Source organism: Neorhizobium sp. S3-V5DH, from assembly GCF_004343065.1.
Lineage (GTDB): Bacteria > Pseudomonadota > Alphaproteobacteria > Rhizobiales > Rhizobiaceae > Neorhizobium > Neorhizobium huautlense.
Genome location: NZ_SMCL01000014.1, coordinates 39,079 through 64,687, shown reverse-complemented (window position 1 = coordinate 64,687; position 25,609 = coordinate 39,079). Strand labels below are relative to the sequence as shown.

Below are 25,609 nucleotides of genomic sequence, written 5' to 3'. Positions count from 1 at the left end.
GGAATGACATGAACAACAAGATCACGAACTGGACCGCGTCGGACGACGCTATGATCGAGAATGCCATTCGCCGGGGTGCAAGCCGCCGTGAACTGTTGACGATGATGTTGGCAGGCGGTGTCGCGGCTTCCATGGGCAGCCTCGTCCTCGGCCGCGCCTCGAACGCGGTGGCTGCAACCCCGAAATCCGGCGGAAATCTCAAGGCGGCCGGCTGGTCGTCTTCGACAGCCGACACGCTCGACCCGGCCAAGGCGTCGTTATCGACCGATTATGTCCGTTGCTGCGCCCTCTACAACCGCCTGACCTTTCTTGATCAGGCCGGCACAGTGCAGATGGAACTTGCCGAAAGTGTCAAGAGCGGCGATGCCAAGGTCTGGACCGTCAAGCTGCGCTCCGGCGTCACCTTCCACGACGGCAAGCAGCTGACGGCCAAGGACGTCGTCTTCTCACTGAAGCGGCATCTCGATCCGGCCGTCGGCTCCAAGGTTAACGCAATTGCCAAGCAGATCACCGAGGTCAAGGATCTCGATTCCCTGACAGTCGAGATCACGCTCGCCAACCCGAATGCCGACCTGCCGACCATCCTGTCGCAGCATCATTTCATGATCGTCCAGGACGGCACGACGGACTTTTCAAGGGGTATCGGCACCGGTGCCTTCAAGATGGAAACCTTCCAGCCGGGCGTGAAGTCGATCTTCACCAAGAACCCGAATTACTTCAAGGGCGGCGCGCATGTGGACTCGTTCGAGTTCTTTGCCATCAGCGACGATAATGCCCGCGTCAACGCACTGCTCTCCGGTGACATCCATCTTGCTGCATCGATCAAGCCGCGCTCGATGAAGCTCGTCGAAAGCCAACCGGGCTTTGCCCTGTCGCAGACCACGTCGGGCAACTATACCGACCTCAACATCCGTCTCGACCTTGCGCCGGGCGACAAGGCCGACTTCGTTACCGGCATGAAATACCTGATCAACCGCCAGCAGATCCAGAAGTCGGTCTTGCGCGGCCTTGCCGAAATCGCAAACGACCAGCCGGTTTCTCCGGCCAGCCACTATCACAATGCCGACCTGAAGCCTAAGGGCTACGATCCGGACAAGGCAAAGTTCCATTTCCAAAAGGCAGGCCTCATCGGCCAATCAATTCCGATGATCACTTCGGAGGCCCCGACCTCGGCTGTGGAAATGGCGACCATCGTCCAGCAGTCCGGTTCCGAGATCGGCATGAAGTTCGACGTCCAGCGCGTACCGTCCGATGGCTACTGGTCGAACTACTGGCTGAAGGCGCCGGTTCACTTCGGCAACATCAACCCGCGTCCGACGCCGGACATCCTTTTCTCGCTCCTCTACGCGTCCAACGCACCGTGGAACGAAAGCCAGTACAAGTCGGAAAAATTCGATAAGATGCTGGTCGAGGCACGCGGCCTTCTCGACGAGAACAAGCGCAAGGAGATCTACAACCAGATGCAGGTGATGATTTCCGAAGAAGCCGGCACCGTCATCCCGGTCTATATCTCGAACGTGGATGCGATATCGGCAAAACTGAAGGGTCTTGAGGCCAATCCGCTCGGCGGCATGATGGGTTATGCCTTCGCCGAATACGTCTGGCTCGACGCCTGAGGCTGATGCCTGGCGGCAGGGGACGTTCCCTTGCCGCCAAGACTGCGCCTGACGACGCCATACCGGTTCGTGCGGAAAGGGCGCTGGCATTCTTGAACTTTCAGACAGGGAAACTCCATTGAGCACCTATGTCCTCGGACTCATCACCAACAGGCTCGGCAGCGCCGCCCTTACTCTGCTGATCGTCTCCTTCGCGGTCTTTTTCGCTACGGCCATGCTGCCGGGCGATACTGCAACGATCCTGCTCGGCCAGGCTGCGACGCCTGAAGCCGTTGCCGGTCTCAGAGCCGCCATGCACCTGGATGAGCCCGCCTTTTTCCGTTTCGCGCGCTGGCTCTTTGGCCTGCTGCAGGGCGATTTCGGAACCTCCTATGTCAACAATGTCCCGGTGGCGGAGCTGATCGGCGCGCGTTTCGTCAACACGATGCGCCTTGCCGGAATCGTCACGCTGTTTGCCGTCCCCCTATCCCTGACGCTCGGCATTACGGCGGCCATGTTCCGCGGTTCTGTGTACGATCGCGTTGTTACGATTCTGACGATCGGCGTCATCTCGGTGCCGGAATTCATGATCGCGACCTCGGCAGTGCTTCTGTTTTCCGTCTATCTGAAATGGCTGCCGGCCCTCTCCTTCGCAACCGATGTGGCCTCCTTCTGGCAAGTGTTGAAGATCTACGCCATGCCGGTCATCACGCTGACCTTCGTCGTTTCAGCCCAAATGATCCGCATGACCCGCGCTGCGGTCATCGATACGATCAAAACACCCTATGTCGAGGCCGCTATCCTCAAGGGCGCGTCGCGCCGGCGCGCTGTCCTGATTCACGCCCTTCCGAACGCGGTCGGCCCGATCGCCAATGCAATCGCGCTCTCACTCTCCTATCTCGTCGGCGGAGTCATCATCGTTGAGACGATCTTCAACTATCCCGGCATTGCCAAGCTGATGGTCGACGGTGTTTCCACGCGCGACCTGCCGCTGATCCAATCGTGTGCCATCATCTTCTGTGTCGGTTATCTCGCCCTCATCACCTTTGCCGATGTCGTCGCAATCCTGGCCAATCCGAGGGTGCGCTGATCATGACCACATCCACGACCATGCCCCGCGGTGCCAGATACCGGTTCAGCTGGATCGGAATGATCGGTTTTGCCATCATTCTCTTCTGGGCAATCATCGCCTTCCTGGCCCCGCATATCATCCCCTATCCGGTGGGTGAGATCGTCGATGAGGACTATTTCGGCCCGATGAGCAGCAAGCTCCTGCTCGGCTCCGACTATCTCGGCCGTGACATGCTTTCCCGCATCATCATGGGCGCCCGCTATACGGTCGGCATCTCGCTTGCCGCCGTCTGCCTCGCCTGTTTTTCCGGTGCGGCATTCGGCATGGCGGCTGCCGTGATCGGCGGCTGGTTTGACACGATACTGAGCCGTTTCCTCGATGCGCTCAATTCTATTCCGAGCAAGCTGTCGGGCCTCGTGATCGCTGCCGCGGTCGGGTCGTCGTTGCCCGTGCTGATCATCATGCTGGGCGTGATCTATATTCCCGGTGCTTATCGTTTTGCCCGGTCGCTCGCCGTCAACGTCAACACGATGGACTATATTACCGTCGCGCGTACCCGGGGTGAGGGCATTCCCTATGTCGTCTTTTCGGAAATCCTGCCGAATATCATCGGCCCGCTTCTGGCCGATTTCGGTATCCGTTTCGTCTTCATCGTCCTGCTTCTTTCCGGTCTCTCCTTCCTCGGGCTCGGTGTGCAGCCACCCTATGCGGACTGGGGCGCGCTGGTTCACGAAAATATCGGAGGCCTGCCTTTTGGCGCACCCGCGGTCATCGTTCCATCACTCGCCATTGCGAGCCTCACCATCAGCGTCAACCTGCTGATCGATAATCTGCCCAAGAAGATCAGAGATCGGAGCGCGTGAATGAAAAATCTCGTCGAAATCCGAAATCTCAAGGTGGAGGCAACGACCGATTCAGGCCGCAGCATCGACATTATCAAGGGTGTCGATATCGACATCGCGCCGGGCGAAATCGTCGCCCTGATCGGCGAAAGCGGATCGGGCAAGACGACGATCGCCTTGACGATCATGGGCTACGCTCGCCCCGGCTGCAAGATAACGGGCGGCAGTGTCACGGTCGCCGGCAAGGACATGGTGGCGCTCAGCGAACGCCGGCGCGCCAATGTCCGTGGTCTCGAAGTCTCCTATGTGCCGCAATCGGCGGCAGCCGCCTTCAATCCTTCCAAGCGCATCATCGAGCAGGTGATCGAGGTCACCCGCATTCACCAGCTGATGCCGCCGGCAGAGGCGCGCGAGAAGGCGGTCTCGCTGTTCAGGGCGCTGTCACTGCCAGATCCGGACGAGATCGGCAGCCGCTACCCGCATCAGGTTTCCGGTGGCCAGCTGCAACGTCTTGCTGCCGCGATGGCGCTGATCTCGGATCCGAAACTCGTCATTTTCGACGAGCCGACCACGGCACTTGACGTCACGACCCAGATCGAAGTGCTACGTGCCTTCAAGGCAGTAATGAAGAAGAGCGGCATCGCCGGCGTCTACGTATCCCACGACCTCGCCGTCGTTGCCCAGATCGCCGATCGTATCGTCGTCTTGCGCGGTGGTGAGGTTCAGGAAGTCGCCGGCACCAACGACATCTTGGCCGATGCCAAGCACCCCTATACGCGTGAGCTGCTCTCGGCCTTCGAACCAAAACCGCGGGCCGAAAGCATTGTTGCTGCTCTGGAACGCAAGCCGCTCCTGCAGGTCGATGGCCTGATTGCCGGTTACGGCCCGGTTCAGGCCGATGGCCTGCCGCTCGTGAAGGCGGTGCAGGAAGCAAGCCTTTCGCTCGAGCGTGGCCGCAATCTCGGAATCATCGGCGAATCCGGCTGCGGCAAGTCTACACTTGCCCGCTCGATTGCCGGGATACTGCCGGCCTCTGCCGGTCAGCTGACGCTCGATGGACGCAAACTTGCTCCTTCGGCCCGCCAGAGAAGCCGGGAACAGTTGCGCGAGCTACAGATCGTTTTTCAACATGCTGATACATCCCTCAATCCGGCAAAGTCGATTGAGGAAATCCTCGGACGGCCGCTGAAGTTTTATCACGGCATGAAAGGCAAGGCGCGCGACAGGCGGATCGACCAGCTCATGGATATGGTGCGCCTGCCGAAGGCGCTGCGCAGCCGCACACCGGCCGAGCTTTCAGGCGGACAGAAACAGCGCGTCAACTTTGCCCGCGCCCTCGCCGCCGAGCCGAAACTGATCGTCTGCGACGAGATCACCTCTGCCCTTGATACGGTCGTGGCGGCTGCCGTGATCGATCTCCTGAAGGAAATGCAGCGGGAGCTTTCGCTGTCCTACATCTTCATCAGCCATGATCTGTCGGTCGTGGAAGCAATCTGCGACGAGATCGTCGTGATGTATAACGGCCGCAAGATCGAAGAGATCACGCCGGCAATTTCGAAAGTGCCGCAGCATCCCTATTCGAAACTGCTGTTTTCATCCGTTCCGAAACTCGATTCCGGCTGGCTCGACCGGCTGGAACGCGATCCCGAACTGGTCAAGACCTACGTACGGGGCTGAGGCAATGCGGGCTGCCTCACGTTTCTGCCAGACAAGAGATGTCAGACCAGGAACAGGCTGGTCAGCGGCATATGCGCCTTGACGATCGGCGACTTCAAAACCACGAAGCTGAAATACTTGTCGATGCCGATATCCATGTCAGTCAGGCGTTCCATGATCGTCTGATATTCGCCAATTCCCGCGGTGACGAATTTGAGCATGTAGTCGTAACCGCCCGAAACCAAGTGGCATTCGATCACCTGATCGACCCGTTCCACCGCCGCAAGAAAGCGCGCAAAATCAATCTGCCGGTGGTTCTTGAGGGTGACTTCGGTAAAAACGGTGAGGGTCTGGCCCAGCTTGCCGATGTTGATCTGGGCCGAATACCCCTCGATATACCCCTCCTGCTGCAGCTTCTTGACACGCATCAGGCAGGGGCTCGGCGACAGGTTGACCAGCTCGGCCAGCTCGACATTGGTGATACGGCCATTCTTCTGCAATTCGTAGAGGATCTTGATGTCGATGCGATCGAGCTTCACGTCTGGACACCTTTCGCGCTATCCGGCAATCGCAGCATTTTATGCTGCTGATTTCCAGGATCAATTTTAACACCTTGGCTTTTCTTGTCTATTTCATTCTGCAAAAAGATCATCGGCACAATAAGCTGCATCCTAAACGGCGCGCAGAATCTTGTGCTGTTCGGCTGAAATGTGCGGTCACCACCGCGCAGACTGCAGCGCTATGTTGCGATATCGATCGAGTTGCGCCGAGGAGATTGGTCGTCATGCCAGCACCGCTCACGTTCATGAAAACCGATGGCGAATTGCCGCACTCCGCTGACGCGGTCGTCATCGGAGCCGGCATCGTCGGCGTCTTCACGGCCTATTATCTCGTCAGACGCGGTCTGAAGGTCGCGCTGATCGAAAAGGGACGTGTCGGCGCCGAGCAATCGAGCCGCAACTGGGGCTGGTGCCGTCAGCAGAACCGCGACGCGCGCGAACTCCCAATGGCGACGAAAAGCCTCGATCTCTGGGAAAGCTTTGCCGCTGAAAGCGGCGAGGACACCGGCTTTCGGCGTTGCGGCCTGCTTTATCTCAGCGACAGCGAGGAGGAGCTGGCAGGCTGGGCGCGCTGGCGTGATTTTGCCCGAACGGTTGGCGTCACCACCCATATGCTCGACAGCGCCGAGGCAAGCGAACGCGGCAAGGCGACCCGCCGAATCTGGAAGGGTGGCGTCTTCTCGCCGACCGACGGAACGGCGGACCCCACCAGTGCCGCTCCCGCCGTCGCCCGTGCGGTCGTGAAGCTTGGCGGAACCGTGTTGCAGAACTGCACCGCGCGCGGCATCGAAATGGAAAGCGGCAGGCTGTCGGCGATCGTTACCGAACATGGTACGATCAGGACCAAGATCGGGATCCTTTCGGGCGGCGCTTGGGCGTCCTCTTTCTGCCGCCAACTCGGCATCCGTTTTCCCCAGGCGTCCACCCGCTCCTCCATTCTCTCTATCGGTCCCGGTGAAGGCGATTTGCCGGATGCCCTGCATACAGCACGTGTTTCGGTGACGCGGCGCGGCGACGGCGGCCATACGCTTGCCATCAGCGGCCGTGGCCGGGTCGATGTGACCGCCCAGAACATGCGTTTTGCAACGCAGTTTCTGCCGATGTTCATGCGCCGTTGGCGCAGCCTTTCTCCAGGCGGGCTCGAAGGCATACGCAGCGGCCATGAAAGCCTTGCCCGGTGGCGGCTCGATCGCCCGACGCCAATGGAACATATGCGCATCCTCGACCCCGCCGTTGATGCTGGCACGATCAAGCTGACCTATGACCGTGCCGTTGAACTTCTGCCGGCAATCGGCAAGCGGCGCATCACAGCAAGTTGGGCCGGGTATATCGATTCCACACCAGACGGCGTTCCGGCCATCGGCGAAGTGGCAAGCGTTCCCGGCTTCATCCTTGCTGCCGGTTTCAGTGGCCACGGCTTTGGCATTGGCCCGGGCGCCGGTCACCTCATCGCCGACATCGTTACCGCCAGCACCCCGATCGTCGATCCGATCCCCTATCACCCGAAGCGGTTTGAAACCTCGTCATGGGGAAAGGTCGCCGACTTCTGAATCGTCCCGTCGCGCGATAAGGTGTCTAAAACCCCAGTCACGCATTCAAAGGATTTTCAATGCAGGCACGCCAGCTCGAAGTCTTTTGCATGCTGATGCGAACCGGAACGGTGACCGGCGCCGCCGCGATGCTGAACATATCGCAGCCGGCGCTCAGCCAGATCCTTCTGCATGCCGAGGATCAACTGGGTTTCAAGCTTTTCAACCGCGTGCGCGGCAAGCTGGTTCCGACGCGGGAAGCCGAGGAGCTTTATCCGGAATGCGAACGCATCTTTTCCGAGCTCAGCGCCCTTCGCCGCCGCACGACGGACATGCGCTTCGGCCGTACCGGGCTGATCCGGGTCGCGGCTTCCGCGCCGCCAGCCATGTCGATCGTGCCGAAGGCGCTGGTCGCGTTTCGCGCCTCCCATCCGGACATCGTCGTCCGATCGCTGATCGCACCGCTCGTCAATGTCGTCGACATGATCCGCGACGGCGATGCGCCGCTCGGCATTGTCATGAACAATTTCGCCCGGCCCGGCATCGACGTTGAGACGCTCGGGCACGCGGAACTGATCTGCATCATTCCCGAACATCACCGGCTTGCCGAACTGGAACAAATCGGTTTTGCCGATCTTCAGAACGAGATGTTGATCTCCTACCGCGCCGGCACGCTTCCCGGCCGATTGCTGGTGAGCGCCGCGGCTGCCGAAAAACAGATCTTCAATCCGGCGATCGAGATCGATATTTCCATCACCGCCCTGCCCTTCGTCCGCGACGGTTTCGGTGTCGCCATTGTCGATGGACTTCTGCCCTGGGAACAATTCGCGGGCCTCGTCCGGCGCCCGCTTCAGCAGAAGATTTCCGTGCCGATCGCGTTGCTGACTAGCCGAGACCGACCGCTCACGGGAAGTCATATTGCCATGCGTGACAGTCTGCGAGAGGCCTGTGCCGCGGTTTTGAATGCTGGCAATACCACCACCTGAGCCGGCTGGTCAGGCCTCGCGAACCCAGTCACCGATAGGCAGCGGCCTGACAGGCGCCTGTTCGCGCAACCGACCCGCATCGCAGACCTTTAAACCGGCCTTTTCGGCAATCAGCTCGACGCTGGCAAGCTGGCAGAAACGCCCCTGACAGCGCCCCATACCGACACGCGCAAGTGATTTGACCCGATTGGCTTCGGCACCGCCATAGACGACGCTTTCACGCAACTGACCGGCGGTCACACCTTCACAGCGACAGACAACGGTCTCGTCGGGAACGGCGCGGACGATATCACGCGGCCAGGGAAAGGCGCGGGCCATGGCGCGGGCGAAACGCTCGAGCCGCTCCAGCCGGCGCAAGTCCGGTCGCGCATCCGGGAAGGGCCAACCCATATCCGCAAGGCAGGCGATCGCGGCGAGACGGCCAGTGACCTCCGCACCATCGGCGCCGAGGATTCTCAGCCCATCGCCAGCAAGATAGAGCCTTTCGCCCGCTCGCCCCATGCGATCGGTGCGGGGCAGCCATTGCAACCAGCTTTCGTCATAGTCGAACGAGCAGCCGGCCAGACCCGCCAGCTGGGTTTCGGCACGCAGATGCCAGCCAAGACCCACCACGTCGCAGGACGCGACACGGCTTTTGCCGCGGGCATCGCGCCAGTGCATGGCGACAGGGCCCCGCTCATCGGTCTCGATCCGCTCCAGCGTCACACCGGCATGGTAAAGCCGGCCGAGCTTCGACCGCATCAAGATGCCCCTCAAAACCAGGGTGGGCCTCGCCAGCATGCCAGGCAATCCCGACACTTGGTTCCGAGACGAGGATGTGTCGAGGACTGCCGCGATATTCGCGCCAGCCTTCAGCAGCTGGGTGGCGATCAGCGTGAGCAATGGCCCCGAACCGGCAAGGACGGTCTGGCCACCAAGCGCGATCCCCTGTGCCTTCAGCGCGATCTGCGTTGCACCGAGGCTATAAACGCCTGGCGACTGCCAGCCAGGAACAGGCGCTAGGCGGTCCATGGCGCCGGTTGCAAGGATCAGGCGGGAATACGTGAAGTCCTGGCGTCCGGCAGGTGTCAGTGCCTGCAGAAGATTGCCTGCCGTCGAAAGCACGGAGCTTTGGGGGTGATAGTCGATCGCTCCGACCGCGACCATGCGGTCGAACAGGGAGTGGAGCGCGACGGCCTTGTGGGCTTCCGATCCGTAAAGCTGCTTCGGCGATCTCGTAAAACCCTCTGGCGACCGACGATAGATCTGGCCGCCGCCCTTGAGCCCCTCATCGATGACGACGGGTCTTATCCCCGCCTGAACCAGAACCTCGGCGGCGCGGATACCCGCGGGACCGGCGCCGACGATAACCACCTTTTCTCCGCTCCCGTCGGTCATGGCCAGATCTCCGGCGGCGCGGTTCGCAATTGCATGCCTTCGGCAATCAGGGTCGAACAGGCCCGAAGCCGCCGACCATCCTCCTGCCAGAGCCAGCAGTCCTGGCAGGCTCCCATCAGACAGAAGCCGGCCCGTTTTTCCGGCCCGAACTCCGATTGCCGCACGGCAGGTGCGGAGACGAGCACCGCGGTCAGCACCGTGTCCCCGGAAAGCGCCTTACAATCGACACCGTCCAGTCTGAACCGGACCTGCGGCCTGCCCTTTTCGGCAAGGCGCCTTATTCGCCCTGCAGGCCGGGCAGATTGCAATCCGGATGTCATTCCGCAGCCTCTTTCCGCTCGACGACGGGTTCCGGCATATCCTTGAAGCGTACCTGGACATCCGCAAACGCCGCCGCCACGCCGTCTGCTCCGACGCGACCCTTCATCCGGCGAAAGATCTCCGTCTTGGTGAAGAAGCGCCAGTGAATCGGAAGGCCCTGCAGGATTTCGGTCAGCAGATCATAGGCTTCTCGGGTCCATTGTGCCTCATATCCATCGCGCTCGGGGCCATAGTGGAAATGCTCATCCGGCACCGCGCGGGCGGCCCTCAGCTTTTCCGTTCCCGCCTCGTCCACCACGCCATCCTTGATGACAACGCCATAGTCACGTTCGGCAGCCTCGGCCGAGACGTAACCGCGAGCGACATCTTGTGCCACGCGCCAGACTTCGCGTTCGATCGGATTGCCGCGTCCACCGCCACCGGCAGACCGGATTTCCAGCACATCGCCGGGCTGCAGGATGGCGGTGTCGATATTGCCAAGCCGCTTGAATTCGTCGCTGCCGGGGTTCAGCACCATGTCGGAAAGGCCCGCCGCTTTGCCACCCAGTGTGCCCCAGGGGCGGAAGAAGCTGCGATCGCGGTTGCGGGCGGTGATGCGGCTATCCGGTGAAAAGACCCGGAAGGCCATTTCGGTTGCGAGACCACCGCGCCAGCGCCCCGCACCGCCGCTATCCCTGGCGAGCCCATATTTGACGAACTCGATCGGAACTTCCGTTTCAGTGATCTCTATCGGCGTGTTTTTGAGATAAGCCGCATCGGCGCCGGAACCATTGGTGCCGTCCCGATAGGGCATGCCTCCACCGCCGCCGACCACGGGATTGACTGCGGCGATAACCGTTCGGCCATTGCGTTCATCCGTTGTCATCACGTTGACGATGCAATTGTTGCCGGCCGGCGCTGCCGGCAACCTATCGGGCACCGCCTGATTGAAGGCGCCGAAGACGACGGAGCGAAGACGCGCGCAGGTGAGCGAGCGCATACCAACGGCTGCCGGCGCAATTGGGTTCAGCACGCTGCCCTTCGGTGTGATGCAGGTGAATGGCCGCGTCAGGCCGGTATTGAGCAGGATCTTCGGATTGAGCGTGTAGAGAATGTAATAGACACCGACCAGAAGCATGGTATGGCGCGGGTCGCCACCGGAGGGAACGTTGAGAGAGGAGCCGAGCTGCGGATCCGAGCCCGTGAAATCGAGGATTGCCTCGTCACCGCGGATCGTCAGCGTCAACTTCAGCCGGCAAGGATTGGCCTCGACGGAATCCTCGTCGGCATAATCGACGAATTCCCAGGTACCGTCCGGCATCGAGCGCAGAATATTGCGCGCTTGCGCCTCGGCATGGTCTAGCAAGACCTCGGTGCCTTCGAGAAAGACTTGCTTGCCAAATTTCTCGACCATAGCGAGGATCTTGCGTTCGCCCGTGTTGAGCGCCCCGACGAGAGCCTTCATGTCGCCGATATTGAGGTCGGGCTTGCGGACATTGGTCGTCATGATCCTCAGGATCTGCTCGTCGAAGACGTCTTCGTTGACCAGTTTCATCGGCGGAAATCGGATGCCTTCCTGATGAACTTCCGTCAGTGCCCGCGATAGCGAGGCGGGCACGGCGCCGCCCATGTCGGTATTGTGGATATGGCCGCCCGTCCAAGCGATGATCTCGCCCTCGTAGAAGACCGGCTTCCAGAGATGGGTGTCCGGCGCATGGGTGGCGACGAAGCAGGAATAGGGATCGTTGGTGAAGGCGACGTCGCCGGGCTTGTAATCGGCGATCATGTCGATCGCACGGGTATAGGTGAGGCCAGGATACCATGTGGCGCCAAGCCCCATCGGTACGCCAAAAGTCTCGCCCTTGCGGTTGACGAGCATGACAGTGAAATCCTCCGTCTCCTTGACGAAGGCTGAATGGGCCGTACGCTGCAGCGTATAGGCCATGTTTTCGGCAGCAGCACGGGTGTGGTTGGCGAACACCTGAAGGTTCAAGGGATCGAACATGAGCTGTTACTCCGAAAAGGTGAGGTGCAGATTCAGGTGGCTGTCGACTTCGACATGAGTCCCACCCGGAATGGCGAAAGTCGTGTCCTCCTGGGCAACGACGGCCGGCCCGGAAAAATGGCTGCCGGGGCGCAGGCGGTCTCGCCGGTGGAGGCCTATCCACTCGATGGTCTTGCCGGTAAAGACCGGGATCTCACGCTCGGCATTGGCCGCTTCGCCGCCTTCACGAGTGTCGACCGGGAATTCCAGAACTGGGCCTGCGCCGATTGCCGAAAGACGCAAGTTGACGATCTCGATCGCACCATCAGGATCATCGAAATCGTAGAGCCGTGCATGCATGGCGTGAAACGCTTCGTTGATCGAAGCGAATCTGCCTTCGGCAATCCAGGCGGCCTGGATCGGCACTTCGATCTCGAAGCTCTGGCCGAGATAACGCATGTCGGCGGAGATATTCAGCGTCGCGGCCCCGGCATGGCCCTGCCTCGCCAGCCAGTTACGCCCTTCAAGGGCAAGCTCTTCAAGAGCGCCGCGCAGCTGCGGCGCGGCCTCTTCGGAAAGATGGGTAAAGACGGTGCGGATGAAATCGCCACGCAAGTCGGCGACCAGACCACCAAGCGCGGAGACGACGCCGGGCCGCGGCGGGCCGATGACCTTGGCCATCTTGAATTCGCGAGCCAGAAAGGCGCCGAGCATAGGACCACCGCCGCCAAACGGCATCAGCGTGAACTCGCGCAGATCGACGCCGGCACGCGATGCCAGCTTTTCGACTTCGACGAACATTTCCGAAATGGCGATGTCGAGAATGGCCTGGGCTGCCTCTTCTGCCGTGCGGCCGATCTTCTCTGCCAGCCGGGTTAGGGCCGCGCGAGCAAGGCCAACATCGATCTGCAGTTGCCCGTAGGCCATCTGGCTATGGCCGAGCCAGCCGCAAACGGCCATGGCGTCGGTGACGGTCGCCTGTGCTCCGCCGCGACCGTAACAGGCTGGGCCGGGTGTCGAACCCGCCGATTCCGGGCCGACACGCAGAACGCCCTGCGCATCGACACTTGCGATCGAACCACCCCCGATGCCAATCGAGCTGACGGAGACGGAGGGAATATGTAGCGGGAATTCGCCGATCAGCTCACCGGTTCCGAATTGCGGCTCGCCATCGATGATCAGCGCGAAATCCGCCGAAGTGCCGCCGATGTCGAGGGTAAGAATATGCTTTTCACCGGCGCGCCGGGCAAGCCAGGCGGCACCGATGACGCCGGACGCGGTGCCTGACAGCAGCATCTGAACGCAGGAACGCTTGCCTTCGTCGGCATTCATGACGCCGCCGTTCGACTTGGTCAGAAGTGCCGGCGCCGTCACGCCACGCGACAGCAGCTTTTCTTCGAGCGCTGTCAGATAACCGGAAACACGCGGATGGACGTAACCATTCAGGATGGCGGTCGTCGTCCGCTCGTATTCACGGATCACCGGCCAGACCTCGCAGGACGTGAATACGAAGAGCTCAGGCGCGATACGGGCGATCTCCTGCTTTACGGCCGCCTCATGCGCATCGTTACGCCAGGAATGCAGGAAGGAAATGATGATGCCAGCCGCACCATTCGCCTTTGCCCTGGCGACCGCTGTCGCGACGACCGAAAGATCCGGCGCCTGCGCTTCGCTGCCATCTGCCCGCAGGCGGGCCGGAATGCCAAAGATCATGTCGCGGGCAATCAGCTGGTCCGGGCGGGCACAAAAGAGCGAATAGACGTCGGGCATCCTGAGTCGCGCCAGCTCGATGACATCTTCGAAGCCTGCATTGGTCATCAGCGCCAGCGATACGCCACGACGCTGGATCACCGTATTGATGCCGACCGTCGTCCCATGAACGAAACGGCTGACGGCAGAAGGCTCAAGTCCTTCCCGTTCAGCAAGAAGCGACAGTCCCGTCATCAGTTCAGCACCCGGATCATCGGGCGTCGTCAGGACTTTCAGGGAGGCAACGCGGCCAGAGCGTGTTTCAAGAGCACAGAAATCGATGAAGGTGCCGCCGATATCAACGCCGATTTTCCAGTCCTGCTGGTCGAAGGCGCCTTTGCCGGGCGTGGCCGAATTGTCCATTTCCAGGGTCCTTTCCTGCTGCTTGTCATGAAGCTGACACGGATTGGCGAAGCTGGTCCAAGAGCGAAAAAGCCACGTCCCATAAGTCGGGCTTATGTTTTGGCTTCCGCTGCCCATAGGCCCGACTTATGGGAGGCCGAGAAGCTCGACTTTGACACCGTTGGCTGCTCCCGAAATGGTGAAGGGCATGGAAGAGACGATGGAAACGGCTTCATGGATGTAATCGTTCTGGGAGGCGGCTTGATGGGGGCCGCATCAACCTATTTTCTCGCCCGGCGCGGCCTGCGGGTAACGGTGATCGAGAGAAACCGGGTCGGCAGCGGCGCGACCGTCGCCTCCTTCGGCAATATTCGCCGCAGCGGCCGTTACCTGCCCCAGCTTCCCCTCGCCCGGCGTTCGCTGACACTTTGGGGAAAGGCAGCTGAAATGCTGGGGCGGGACGTCGAGTTTCGCGCGACCGGGCATGTCCGGCTCGTTTTCAGCGAAAACGGGCTGAAGGAAATGCGCAACTTCACCGAGGCTGCGAGGCCCTGGGGCCTTGATCTTGAGGAGCTTGCACCGACAGAACTCCATTCAAGGTTTCCCGGCCTTGGTCCGGAAGCGATCGCCGCATCATTTTCGCCGGAAGACGGTAGCGGCAATCCGCGGTTGATTGCACCTGCATTCGCGGATGCCGCAAGCCGGATCGGCGCCAATATCGTCGAAAATGTCGATGTGCGGGCCATTCGCAGGACAGCCTTCGGTTTCGAGGTCGAGACATCGGCTGGCACCTATTCGGCCGAAGCCCTACTCAATACGGCCGGCGCTTGGGGAGCCAGCATCTCCGCCCAATTCCGCGAACCCGTCCCGATCGTCGCAAAAGGCCCGCAAATGGGCGTGACCGAACCCTTGCCGCACCGCGTTTTGCCGGTCGTCGGTGTCTGGGCGCATGACCATGGCGGGGGCTATCTGCGGCAGGTCGAGCGGGGAAACATTATATTTGGCGGTGGCGCGGAAAGGACAGATGTTTCGCTCGACAGCGGCCACGCCAAGGCGGATCCAGCTCGCCTGCCGCCGCAATTGCGCGCGCTCCTGCCGATCTTGCCGGCGCTGGCTAATGTCTCCGTCATCCGCACATGGTCCGGCTGCGAAGGATATGTCGCCGACGGTCTTCCTGTCATGGGACCGTCGGCCACGACACCCGGGCTCTTCCATGCCTTTGGCTTTTGCGGTCACGGGTTTCAGCTGGGGCCAGGCGTCGGTGACGTCATGGCGGAACTAATCGCGACAGGTGAGACGGAAACGCCCCTGTATGAGTTCCGTATTCAACGGTTCAGCTAGCCGAACATGGCACTCCAGGGTCCTGAACCAATTCGAGCCATCGACCCGTGCCGTGGATTCGCTAAGCCTCTGGAAAACGACTCACTCACACGGAAATGTCGGTCATGACCACCAAGCCTCGCAGTAAGGACCTCGTAGCGGTGGCCAGAAGCCTGGCCGCGGAGGTCGCGCCCTGCTATCCGGCATGCTGACCTGTCCGGTGCGGCCGAGGGCGGCCGGTTGTGTACGCAGGTCTCGCGCAGGGCCGTCCGGCCTCGGCGATGGTGCCTTAACACAACCCGACGCTCTTCGTCGGCGACGAGCCAGTCTCAGCGCTCGACCTCTTGGTTCAGGCACAGGTCGTCAATCTGCTCGTGAGCTGAGGTGCGAGCGTGATCCAGCGATGCTTGTCGTCGCGCACGACCTTGCCATAGTGCGGCACGTCTTAGATCGTGGGATGGTCATGTATCTCGATAAGTTCAACGAGACTGGGCCGAAGCAACCGATCTTCGGTGTGCAGGCAAACCAAGAACTTGCCTTGGGAGGGACTGACTGATTTGGAGCCGAGTATGGGACGGCTATCCATCGGCGCGGGGTTGGTTCGGCTTTTGCGGGTGCTGGTTGGGTCCGACCGTATATCCAACCTGTAGGTGCGGCCTTATATATGTCGTTAACCATAATGTTGTTCGCGCGGCTCAAGGCCCGATCTGTGAAAAAGAAGCCGTCCTCCCTCAAGATAAAGGGGATCATAGTAAGCCTGTGAGATGCCCGGGACGGACTCAGGTCCGTTTCTCAACGCTGCCCTTGCCCCCAGTTCTGCTACCCTCTAAGCTTGTTACCGGTGGACAAGGGGACGGGCGCTATGATCAACCCCCGAGAGCAAGTTATTAGCTGCTTTAACGAGAGGGGTTCCGTGGTGACAATTATCAAAGCCATGCGTAAGCCCGATCCAGATGCTGTCGATGAGGCGCCTTTAACGGTGATTTATTATACGGTGGACGGATACCTCGTAGAGCTTCTGCCCGACGGAAACTTCGAAATCGTTCTCACTCGCGAAAAACTCACGCGCGCTAAATAGCGAAGGACGTGGGATCATTCCTGGGCACCTTGTGACCAGCTGATCTCAGTCGTTTACGGTACTGGCCCGTCCCCAGAACAGATGCCAAGAAATTGAAGGAAATTGATAGGCGATGTGCAGAATGCTGGAATCGCTAGATCGCTTCCGTGTGTTGCGGCAGCAGCGGCCGGAGACTTGGTCAATGGGTTCTTTTTGGGATAACGCATTCTGATCAGTTGAAAGCAATGCTCGAGCCATTGGCGTAAGCGCTAACTCCGGCTTGCATCGAGAATGGTCGCATAGAGGCGCCCGCGCCGCCTAGAACTGATCTCAGCCGGCCGTTATGGCACGCGGATCAATCAGGCTTGGGCTGCGTCCCGCCGCCTGAAAGCGATGGTTACCGCCATGCCCTTACCCAGCTCGGACTCCACATCGATCTCGGCGTTGGCGTTATGTTTGACCGACTGGACGATCATGGCGCTGAGCTTGCCTCGTCGAGGCCAATCGGCCTTGTTGGAAAGCCCGACCCCGTCGTCAGCCACGATGACCTTGCATCCTTCGTCGTCAACAGTGCAACGGACCTTGACCTCACCACCGTCGCGACCGGCGAAGGCATATTTCAGGGCATTGGTCATAAGCTCATTGACCACAAGACCCACGGGCATGGCGACATTGACCGAAACCGGCCAAGCGTCGACTTTCATATCCAGGCGGATGCCTTCGATCGCATGTGCCGCCATCACGGATGAAGCGATCTGGCTGACATAAGTCCCGAGATCGACAGTTTCGGTTTCGCTGCCGGCATAAAGCGAGCGATAGAGGATAGACAGGGCTTCGATCCTGCCCGCCAGTTTGTTGAAGCGATCTGTCTCCTCGAGGCGTTGCGCGTTACGTGCCTCCATCCGGATCAACGCGGTGATCATTTGCAGGTTGTTTTTGACCCGATGCTGAAGCTCTTTCAGCAGAACGTCCTTTTCAGCAAGCGCTTCCGTCAAAACTGACGCCTCGTCCGGACGTTCGCGCTCTGACATCGCCAGCAATCGAAAGAGAGGCTGCCCGGCGTCTCCAACAATGGTATTTGACCAGGCATCAACGACCCGCTTCTCCGCGCCCGCCGGCAGACTGAAAGCCCCGAGATATTCTTCGTTTTCGAGCAATGCCGCAGCGAGTTCAGGTCCACCCGCCAAAGCAGGGGCCGGAGGGAGGATAGACCAGGATTTCTCTTGCAGTTGTTCTGCCGAAACGCCAGTCAGACGTTCGAATTCGATATTGCCGTAGACAAGGGTTTCGTCCTCCCCCAGTTCGGAGACCGCGACTGCGAAGGGGACATGGTCGAGAAATTGCCGGAAGCGATTGTCATCGAGCGCTTCGGCCAGATGCGGAAGATCGGAAACGGTTGGAGGTGGCGGCGGGTTTGGTTCTTCAGGATTTGTCATTGGACATCCGCGCTGACAGCACGCGAGAGTCCATATCATGGCATTGAAAGGGACGGCTAGCTATTTTGTCGATGGTCGATGCAGCCCTTCACGAAATCACGCGCCTTATCGCTTCAATGACAGCTTGATGAGTGTAGGGTTTCGGGAAAAACAGCGAACTGTCCGGCGCCTCGGTCCGCTCTATTCTTCGCTTGCCGGAGGTGATGATGATTTTGACAGCCGGCCATCGATCTTGGACCGTCCAAGCGAGCTTCAAACCGTCAACCTTCCCATGCAGATCAATATCGGTAAAGATCGCAGCTATCGAGGCCTCAGCAGCAAGAATTTCGAGAGCATCTTCGGCGTTGGCTGCTTCCAAGGTGTGGAAGCCTGCATCGCGCAAGTCGTCTGCCACAGCCATGCGGATCAACGGCTCATCCTCGATGACCAGAATGCTTGTCTGCGGCATGAATTGTACCGATCTCGTTTGCTCAGACGAAAAACTCGTTGGATCCCCAACATGTTCCTACCGGCCCGGCGCCGGTATCAGCTTCAACACCTACGACCCCATCCCGAGGCCGAAAGGAACAATCTCGCGCTGCAGATTGAATTTTCGAGACACCCAAGTTCCTGAACGAAGTGCTTCTCGTGTACAAAAAAGAGGTCGTCTTGACAGACTGCCCGTCATTGCGTCCTCCATCTGCTAAAATGGTACGAGGGATCGGTAACTCTAGTCGTCACTCAGGGACGCGGACCCTACGCGCCACCTCTTGAACCGTGATCCTGTTTTACTAGATCATTTACTGCCGGCTGCCAAAGCGGGGCCGCTTCGTTAATCAGGCGTCGAGGGCGTCTGAATCAGACGCTGTCTTGTACCCATGTTGCTTCAAAGGAGGATGTGGCTATGAGAACCACCACTTTTGATTTCTCTCCCCTGTTCCGGTCGAGCATTGGCTTCGATCGCATGCTCAATGCGCTCGAGGCCGCAAACCGCGTCGAGTCGATCGACAGCTGGCCGCCCTATGACATCGTCAAAACCGGAGAAAGCGACTATCGCATCGCCATGGCGGTCGCAGGCTTCTCACCGGACGAGATAACAGTCACGCAGGAGCAGAATATGCTCGTCGTGGCGGGTCAGAAGGAGGACAGCGAAGAGGGCCAGTATCTGCACCGTGGTATCACCGGCCGCGCGTTCCAGCGGCGGTTCGAGCTTGCCGACCATGTCAGGGTCACCGGAGCAAGTCTCGCCAATGGCCTTTTGACCATCGATCTGAAGCGGGAGATTCCCGAAGCGATGAAGCCGCGCCGGATCGAGATTTCCAGCGATCGGGCTTTGCCGAAGGCCGAAACCAAGCAGATCGAGTCTGACAAAAAAGCGGCAGCCTAAACCTGCGACAGCGGAACATGGTCCAGCTGCCGAGCGTGGCTCGGCAGCTGCGGCGAAGCTCTGCCTGCAAACAGAGAAAGGAGATGGCATGAAAGAGGCCGCACCCACTGAAAGACCGGATCACTGAGATGCAGGTGATGATGGAGGGACAGTCACACTTCCAGCCTTTCGGCTTATCCTATTGGGGTTTTGCAGATCTCAATAAGGGAATTGGAAGCACGACCGCCTCTTATGAATACCATATCGGGTCGACTACCACAAATCTTACAGCCATTTTGGTGGTGCAGGATTGTGCTGGTAAGATGCTGCGCTCCGGTCGGGTTAAGAACGACCGCCAGTCGCTGGATGGATTTCTCCAGCACTACCGCGAGAACAGCCACGCTGTTGTCGAGGCGACCCGCCACTGGATGGTGATGTACGATTGGCTCGACGACATTTGTGATGATGTCGTTCTCGGGCCGGCGCCGCAACATCCAACAAGTTCCATAGGTCAGTCAATGGAGCAGTTTATGAGAGAGGAAAGCGTCAGATATCCGATCGAAAACACAGCCACCGCAGCGATCAGCGCCGGGCATCTGCTTCACCCGTCAAGGCACTTCAATCACCCGCGTGAGGTGCTTGCCGCCAAGGACATCGGCAAGGAAGAAAAGCGGGCCATTCTCGCTTCTTGGGCATCCGATATCTATGCAATCGAGTCGATCCCCGCTCTTCGCCTTTATCCCGGCACGGACAAAGCGGTCTCCTATTACGAGATCATTGAAGCGCTGAAGGCCCTGGACATGGCCGATGAGCAATGCGGTCATCAGGGCGCGCCGGATTCCCCGACTGCTTACAAAACCTGATACTGCCGTCTTGCCGGCCATCGGCTCATTTTAGAAAGCGGCATTCATAAGCTACAGGAACGCGCTTCTACCGGAGACACCGGTTGTATGACCGTCTCTTTTGGGTCGCTCTTCAGACAGCGCCGCCGTAATTGATTTGTAAAGCGGATTGGTCGGCAGGTCCTCTATCAAGATCTTCAGCTTCAGCTGCCAATTGGGATACTCACTCGAAGTACCGGGGATATTTGTGGCAAGACTTTCTCCCAGCAAGTCGGATAGGCGCACCGTCACCAACATGCTTGATGCCCTCGCCAGTAAGCGGTGTAGACCGATCGCGACGTCTGGGACGATCGCGCCACCTTCAGCGGTGATAGCCATGTCGGGCGGTAGAAGACCGGTCTGCACCAATCCCTGAAGCAGCGCCCGTTTCCGCTTCTGCCGCTCGGAACGCAAGTGAGCGGCGGCCTCGTGATCGATGCGCCCGAGGTTTAGCTCTAAGGAGATATCGTCACAGCGCCACCAGCCGACCAGCGGTGGAAGATCGTGGGTCGAGAGACAAGCAAGCGAATACCGGGGAAGAGTTTTCGGCGCGAAGCCCTCATCATCGGCATCCTCGAAATAGAGAACCCGGTAACCCAATACACCCGCGTCCTCGATTGCAGGCCGAAACCCTTCCGGTACATTTCCGAGATCTTCCCCGACGATGATCGTCTTTTTAGCTTGGGAGATTTCCGCGAGGCTTTGGATCATCTGCGGAAACGGGTAGCGCAAATAGGCTCCGACAGCTGGCCTTTCTCCCTCGGGGATAAGAAAGAGCTGCCACAGGCCCATAGCATGGTCGAGCCGCAGTGCTCCTGCATATGCCATCGAGGCGCCAATCAGTTTCTTGTAGGGGGATGTAGCCCGGTCCATCAACGGCGCAGGCGATAATGGCACCAGGCCCCAGTCTTGCCCAGCGGAGCTAAAAGCATCGGGGGGCGCGCCAATATGCACTCCTCGAAGAACCAGGTCCGGCCTCGACCAGGTCGAGGATCCGTCCGGGACTTCACCCACGGCGAAGTCGAAATAGAGACCGATGCTGAGGCCGGCAGCCCTGGCATCGGCTGCGACTTCTTCGATCTGCAGGGTCGTCAGCCACTGAAGCCATGCGTGAAAATCGACCTGATCCTCGTTTGCCGCAGCAAAATCCTGGACCTCTGAGCTTCGGGGGTTACGGAACGATGGAGGCCAGTTCAACCAGCCGCTGCCGTGACCTTGCGCCGTCATCTGCCCTGAAATGGCTTCGAACAGGCAATGTCCATAAAGGTCACTGCCGCCAGTGGCTTTGAAATGTTCAAAAGCGGCGCTGCTGAAGCGGGGACTTTGCCGATCACCCGATTTCCAGCGTTGCCAAAGGATCTTGAGCGTCGCGAGCTTGACATGTGTCACCCCCACATAGTCCACGGTTTCAGAATATCTCAGTTTTGCAATCATTTTTTGGTCGACCATATCCTCGGAAAACCCCGGAACGCGGTCGACGGCTATGTAGAGAGGGTTAAAAAACAGGCGGTTGGACGGTGAATAAGGGCTGCAGCGACTTGGATCTGACAAAAAGAGCGCATGGAGCGGGTTGAGCCCTATGAAGTCTGCGCCGGACATTGCAGCGATCTGACAAAAGTTCTTCAGATCCTCAAAGTCGCCTATTCCGTGATTGCGGGAAGACCGAAGTTCATAAAGCTGGACAGAAATCCCCCAGACACCATTCTCCTGAAGCAGCTTCGGAATATAGCATCTCGCGCCTTCCGGAACTTCCAGGCGAGGCGGTGGTCTTTTTCCAACTGATTCAAGCGAGCTCCGATCTAAAAATCCCAACGCTTGCAGGAGCCGAAGCCTCGTTGTGCGCGGAACCTCCTGCACGACACCCTGAAGATCCTTATAGCTGGCCTGCATTCCGAGCGCCTCAGCCAGCTCATCAATCGCGATCTCGTTTTCGTCTGATGGATTTATCATCCAGATGGTCCTTGCTGCCCACGCGTATGTGGCGAAGCAAACAGGCTTCTCCTCCCAAGGTTCCCGATCTTCATAAATGATGATGCGGTCCGTTAGCTTGTCGCGACCTCAAGAAGCATCAGAATTTGTATCCCACAAAAAGAGAAACGGAGGGCTGCAATGGCTTCTCCACGATTGGGCTGTCAGCCGCGTCTCCGGTCAATATCCCGAGTTCGGCCTGCCCCCGCACAAGCCAATGCTCATCGAGAAGATAGGTGGCCGAAGCGGAAACATCGACGCGTTTCAGGCCCGCTTTTGCCTTGTATTCGGGCAAGCCGGAGGCTGCCGACTGGGCGGCATTCACACCAAAATAGGCTTCCATGTGTTTATCGTTGGCGACAATCGCCTCGGCCTTGGCGCCGAGAATGAGTTTTTCCGTCACAGGCTGGGAATAGCCGATGCCGAACGTACCGATAAGGCTCTCGCTGCCCTCGATCGTTTGCTCCATCTCGGCGTAGAATTCAACGGGACCTAGTTCATATGCCGCTTTGACACCGACTGTTGCCGCGAAATCGATGTCGCCCAGGCCTCGAAGCCGATCATCATCACCGTCGTCCCTGCCTGATTCATAGCCAATCTTTCCCGAGAGCGAGAAGCCGCCGTAGCGAAAGGGCGTGACGGCGACGCCTGAAGGATCAATCTCCAACCAGTCGTCATACGTGAAAAGGACCAAGGGGATGGGGCTGATCTTCAAGTCACCGCTACCCTCATATTCCGGCTCGTATTGAGCGCCACCGCCGACAATCAGGCTCCACTGCCGCTCAGGAAGCTTCTGATCGAACCTCCTTTGATCAAATTCCTCCTGGGGGACAGGTATCTGCTCTTCGGCCGCAGCGTCGGCGGCAAGCACGCCCGGCGCAATTCCGACAACGCCCATTGTGGCCCCAAGAGCCCATAAGGAAACACGCCTGCTGTCTGGCTTTGTGAAAAACATGAGGGCTCCAACGAGTTACTTTGCCGCCGGATCTGTCGCGACGACATGCGGATTCCTCTTTTCAGATCGGGCACCCTTCGAACATGTCATTGTGTTAAGGTATGTTACGGTCAGGCTCGCGAACGACTTCCACCCTGCGGCAGGACTCATAGCCAGCCTGTGACGCTCTTAACGTGTCGGTGCTTCTTGTTTTCAAGCAGGCGCTTTGGCTATGGGATAGCAATCCGGCCGCAACAAAATGTAACATCATATATGGATAGGCATTTTTTGGTTCATGTTACATGGAGACAGCCTGATTTGAGAACGGAAGATTATGAGAGTGCGTGTCCCACCGGGCCTGAGGACTATCCAAGGGCAGATCACCGCTCTTGCCATACTCGCCCTGTTGATAATCATCGTCCTGGCAGGGCCTTTGCTCGAGCGCTGGGTCCGGGACGATTACAAGATGTTGGATATCGAAGAGATAGCCGAACACGTCCAGGCCGTGAGCGGCCTTTTGGCGGTAGCCGCGCCAGGTGAGAGGCAGGTCATCCTCGACGCGGCCCGGCGCGCGGGTTGGGATTTCACGCTGCAGCCTTTGTCCTTGAGTGAAAAGTTTACAACGTGGTCCCCGGAATGGACTTTCTGGGCTCCGGTCATCGAATGGCTGTTCCCTCCCGACAATGCAATTTCACCATTAGGCGGATGGAGAACCTTTCTAAACGGGGACCGCATTGTTGCAATGCGAGTGGACGATACAACGATGTTGTTCACACCTGTCTCATCCGACCCTTTTCTGACGAGTGACTTCGTGGGGCGCGGCTCCTATATCCTGGTCGCCCTGATTACCCTCATTCTTCTTTTCTCTGCTTTTGCCGTTTGGGCAATTATGCTGCCGTTGCGGCGCATATCCGTGGCAGCGATGAATGCGGACATTTCAGATGACGGAGAAGTGTTCGAGGAACGCGGCAGCGCTGAACTCGTGGCCCTCGCCAAGGCTCTGAACAGCATGCGAAAACGGATCGCGATCATGGTGGAATCGCGGACTCGCATGTTGCGGGGCATCAGTCACGATCTTCGCACCCCTCTGACGAGGCTCCGGCTAAAGGCCGAACGTTTGCCGGCAGATCCGCTCCGGGAGGCCCTATTGTCAGATATAAATCATATCGACCGGTTGTTGGGTGAAAGTCTCGACTATCTGCGTGACAGCTACCGCAAGGAGCATGTCGAGCGGATAGACATTGCCAGCACTGTGCAGACAATCTGCAGCGAATTCGCCGATACAGGCTTCGACATCTCCTATAGGGGGCCGAACAGGCTGATAGTCAACTGCAGGCCGCTCGCCATCACCCGCGCTGTCACCAATCTCTGCGATAACGCCACCAAGTTCGCGAGCCAGGTCGTTGTCGATCTATATGCCGGTAGCGAAACGATAGCCATTGACGTCATAGACGATGGCCCGGGTATTCCCGAAACATTACGGCAGCGCGTTCTGGAACCCTTCTTTAAGATTGATAGCGCACGGAACGATGCGAATTCCGGATTTGGGCTAGGGCTGTCGATCGTCGCGGAAATCGTTCAAGCCCACGGGGGAGCGCTGGAATTCCTCGACCGCCGGCCAAACGGTTTTGTCGTCAGACTCATATTGCCTGCGCAGTGATGGTCTGTGACTTGTGGCGAAGGGGGCAGGACCTCGCTCGTGCACATACACACACCCACACAAGCGTCGCGTTATCAGAACTTGGAAATCCAAAGCATGAGCACGAGTTAGACGTGCTCGACCTTGGCGGTGAACATATATCCCCCAAGCCTTACGGTCTGAAGCAGTGCCGGCTCCCTCGGGTTGGCTTCGATTTTCTGTCGAAGACGGCTGATATGGACATCGATACTGCGCTCGATTGGACCCGCCAGACCGGAATGCGTCAGTGACAGAAGCTCCTCGCGGGTGATGACACGGCCGGGATTTCGGCAAAACGCCAACAAAAGATCCAGCTCTGTCGTGGTCAACGCCACGCGCGCATGACTTGGATCATGAAGCTGGCGGCGCATTGGATCCAGCTGCCAACCATCGAACCGGAGTTTTTGATGGCCAGAGTTCTTGATGAAGCCATACGAAGCTCTCCTCAATAGGCTTCGAACCCGCGCAACAACCTCTCGGGGGCTGAATGGCTTCGTAACGTAATCGTCAGCTCCGACCTCCAATCCTACGATCCTGTCAACCTCCTCGCCGAGTGCGGTTAACAAGATGATTGGAATTGTCTTTTCGGCGCGAACCTTCCTGCAAATGCTCAACCCGTCCTCGCCCGGCAGCATGACGTCAAGAATGATGAGATCATAAGGATTGTTGCGCAGAAGCGCCTTCATCGCGCCGCCGTCTTCGGCAACGGTGGGTGTCATACCGTTATCCTGCATGGTAAGCGCGAGGAGGTTCGCGATTTCGCGATCATCCTCCACAATCAAAATCCGCGCATTTTCCAAATTTGACTGCATGGTCTCTTGCTCCAATCCGCTAATTCTGCATGCCGCTTTAAGACCAGATATTTTGACTTGTTAAGATTTGTTGCAGCCGGGACGAAGCGATGCCTCTTAGCATATGGGTGGTTGTGGATCTCAGGCCAGAGGTTTTTCGCCGGACTACAGGAGCGGAAGGCCGAATAGCAGATCCTCGGCCTTCCG

At 58.9% G+C, this 25,609-nt stretch carries 20 protein-coding genes and 2 pseudogenes; 12 read left to right on the top strand and 10 right to left on the bottom strand.

Annotation, left to right across the window (positions count from 1 at the left end):
• The first annotated feature begins 8 nt into the window (after window positions 1-8).
• From EDE09_RS18670 to EDE09_RS18655, 4 genes are all read left to right on the top strand, one after another.
• Window positions 9-1,616, top strand: a complete 1,608-nt coding sequence (locus EDE09_RS18670; protein ID WP_105372333.1) for an ABC transporter substrate-binding protein — start codon at window positions 9-11, stop codon at window positions 1,614-1,616.
• Window positions 1,617-1,734: 118 nt separating this feature from the next.
• Complete coding sequence (locus EDE09_RS18665) at window positions 1,735-2,685, top strand: ABC transporter permease (RefSeq protein ID WP_132412302.1); 951 nt, start codon at window positions 1,735-1,737, stop codon at window positions 2,683-2,685.
• Window positions 2,686-2,687: 2 nt separating this feature from the next.
• Window positions 2,688-3,530 carry an ABC transporter permease gene (locus EDE09_RS18660; RefSeq protein WP_105372331.1) on the top strand — a complete coding sequence of 281 codons (843 nt, stop codon included), beginning with the start codon at window positions 2,688-2,690 and terminating at the stop codon, window positions 3,528-3,530.
• Entirely contained in the window at window positions 3,531-5,186 is a 1,656-nt protein-coding gene (locus tag EDE09_RS18655) for an ABC transporter ATP-binding protein (RefSeq protein WP_132412300.1), read from the top strand.
• 41 nt (window positions 5,187-5,227) lie between these two features.
• Here the strand turns inward: EDE09_RS18655 and EDE09_RS18650 are convergent, their stop codons facing one another.
• Window positions 5,228-5,704 (bottom strand): Lrp/AsnC family transcriptional regulator, encoded by a 477-nt coding sequence (locus EDE09_RS18650; RefSeq protein ID WP_105372329.1) that lies wholly within the window; start codon window positions 5,702-5,704, stop codon window positions 5,228-5,230.
• 245 nt (window positions 5,705-5,949) lie between these two features.
• On the opposite strand from EDE09_RS18650, the gene EDE09_RS18645 reads away from it, so the two are divergent.
• Entirely contained in the window at window positions 5,950-7,275 is a 1,326-nt protein-coding gene (locus EDE09_RS18645) for an FAD-binding oxidoreductase (protein WP_132412298.1), read from the top strand.
• A 59-nt stretch (window positions 7,276-7,334) separates the two neighbouring features.
• Window positions 7,335-8,240: a LysR family transcriptional regulator gene (locus EDE09_RS18640; protein ID WP_132412296.1), complete on the top strand. Its 906-nt coding sequence runs from the start codon at window positions 7,335-7,337 to the stop codon at window positions 8,238-8,240.
• Between the two features lie 9 nt (window positions 8,241-8,249).
• On the opposite strand, the gene EDE09_RS18635 is transcribed toward EDE09_RS18640, so the two are convergent.
• The 4 genes from EDE09_RS18635 to EDE09_RS18620 are packed head-to-tail and all read right to left on the bottom strand — an operon-like array spanning window position 8,250 to window position 14,013.
• Window positions 8,250-9,617, bottom strand: a complete 1,368-nt coding sequence (locus EDE09_RS18635; RefSeq protein WP_132412294.1) for an FAD/NAD(P)-binding oxidoreductase — start codon at window positions 9,615-9,617, stop codon at window positions 8,250-8,252.
• On the bottom strand, window positions 9,614-9,937 hold the full coding sequence (locus EDE09_RS18630; protein ID WP_105372325.1) for a (2Fe-2S)-binding protein: 324 nt from the start codon (window positions 9,935-9,937) through the stop codon (window positions 9,614-9,616). Before EDE09_RS18630 ends, EDE09_RS18635 begins: the two co-directional genes overlap by 4 nt.
• Window positions 9,934-11,922, bottom strand: coding sequence for a hydantoinase B/oxoprolinase family protein (locus tag EDE09_RS18625; RefSeq protein WP_132412292.1), 1,989 nt, complete (start codon window positions 11,920-11,922; stop codon window positions 9,934-9,936). Before EDE09_RS18625 ends, EDE09_RS18630 begins: the two co-directional genes overlap by 4 nt.
• A gap of 6 nt (window positions 11,923-11,928) precedes the next feature.
• Window positions 11,929-14,013, bottom strand: coding sequence for a hydantoinase/oxoprolinase family protein (locus EDE09_RS18620; protein WP_132412290.1), 2,085 nt, complete (start codon window positions 14,011-14,013; stop codon window positions 11,929-11,931).
• Between the two features lie 213 nt (window positions 14,014-14,226).
• On the opposite strand from EDE09_RS18620, the gene EDE09_RS18615 reads away from it, so the two are divergent.
• A complete protein-coding gene (locus tag EDE09_RS18615; RefSeq protein WP_105372322.1) occupies window positions 14,227-15,333 on the top strand; it encodes an FAD-binding oxidoreductase in 1,107 nt (368 codons plus the stop codon).
• 895 nt (window positions 15,334-16,228) lie between these two features.
• The gene (locus EDE09_RS28265; protein WP_157949042.1) at window positions 16,229-16,390 is read left to right on the top strand and encodes a hypothetical protein; all 162 of its coding nucleotides are present in this window, start codon (window positions 16,229-16,231) and stop codon (window positions 16,388-16,390) included.
• A 338-nt stretch (window positions 16,391-16,728) separates the two neighbouring features.
• Here the strand turns inward: EDE09_RS28265 and EDE09_RS18605 are convergent, their stop codons facing one another.
• Window positions 16,729-17,805, bottom strand: a complete 1,077-nt coding sequence (locus tag EDE09_RS18605) for a histidine kinase dimerization/phosphoacceptor domain -containing protein (protein WP_132412288.1) — start codon at window positions 17,803-17,805, stop codon at window positions 16,729-16,731.
• 88 nt (window positions 17,806-17,893) lie between these two features.
• Entirely contained in the window at window positions 17,894-18,253 is a 360-nt protein-coding gene (locus EDE09_RS18600) for a response regulator (protein WP_105372319.1), read from the bottom strand.
• A 435-nt stretch (window positions 18,254-18,688) separates the two neighbouring features.
• Here EDE09_RS18600 and EDE09_RS18595 point away from each other — a divergent pair, with 435 nt between their 5' ends.
• The 3 genes and pseudogenes from EDE09_RS18595 to EDE09_RS18585 form a co-directional block, all read left to right on the top strand.
• On the top strand, window positions 18,689-19,171 hold the full coding sequence (locus EDE09_RS18595) for an Hsp20 family protein (protein WP_105372318.1): 483 nt from the start codon (window positions 18,689-18,691) through the stop codon (window positions 19,169-19,171).
• Between the two features lie 128 nt (window positions 19,172-19,299).
• Window positions 19,300-19,626, top strand: a pseudogene (locus tag EDE09_RS18590) (IS110 family transposase); the annotation flags it as partial.
• Window positions 19,627-19,680: 54 nt separating this feature from the next.
• A pseudogene (locus EDE09_RS18585) lies at window positions 19,681-19,965 on the top strand (hypothetical protein); the annotation flags it as partial.
• Between the two features lie 99 nt (window positions 19,966-20,064).
• Here the strand turns inward: EDE09_RS18585 and malQ are convergent.
• Both malQ and EDE09_RS18575 read right to left on the bottom strand, forming a co-directional pair.
• Window positions 20,065-21,981, bottom strand: a complete 1,917-nt coding sequence (gene malQ, locus EDE09_RS18580) for a 4-alpha-glucanotransferase (protein ID WP_132412286.1) — start codon at window positions 21,979-21,981, stop codon at window positions 20,065-20,067.
• 118 nt (window positions 21,982-22,099) lie between these two features.
• On the bottom strand, window positions 22,100-22,897 hold the full coding sequence (locus EDE09_RS18575; RefSeq protein WP_245505195.1) for a MipA/OmpV family protein: 798 nt from the start codon (window positions 22,895-22,897) through the stop codon (window positions 22,100-22,102).
• 370 nt (window positions 22,898-23,267) lie between these two features.
• On the opposite strand from EDE09_RS18575, the gene EDE09_RS18570 reads away from it, so the two are divergent.
• Entirely contained in the window at window positions 23,268-24,593 is a 1,326-nt protein-coding gene (locus EDE09_RS18570) for an ATP-binding protein (protein ID WP_105372315.1), read from the top strand.
• Window positions 24,594-24,700: 107 nt separating this feature from the next.
• Here the strand turns inward: EDE09_RS18570 and EDE09_RS18565 are convergent, their stop codons facing one another.
• Window positions 24,701-25,423, bottom strand: coding sequence for a response regulator transcription factor (locus tag EDE09_RS18565; RefSeq protein WP_105372314.1), 723 nt, complete (start codon window positions 25,421-25,423; stop codon window positions 24,701-24,703).
• Window positions 25,424-25,609: the final 186 nt, after the last annotated feature.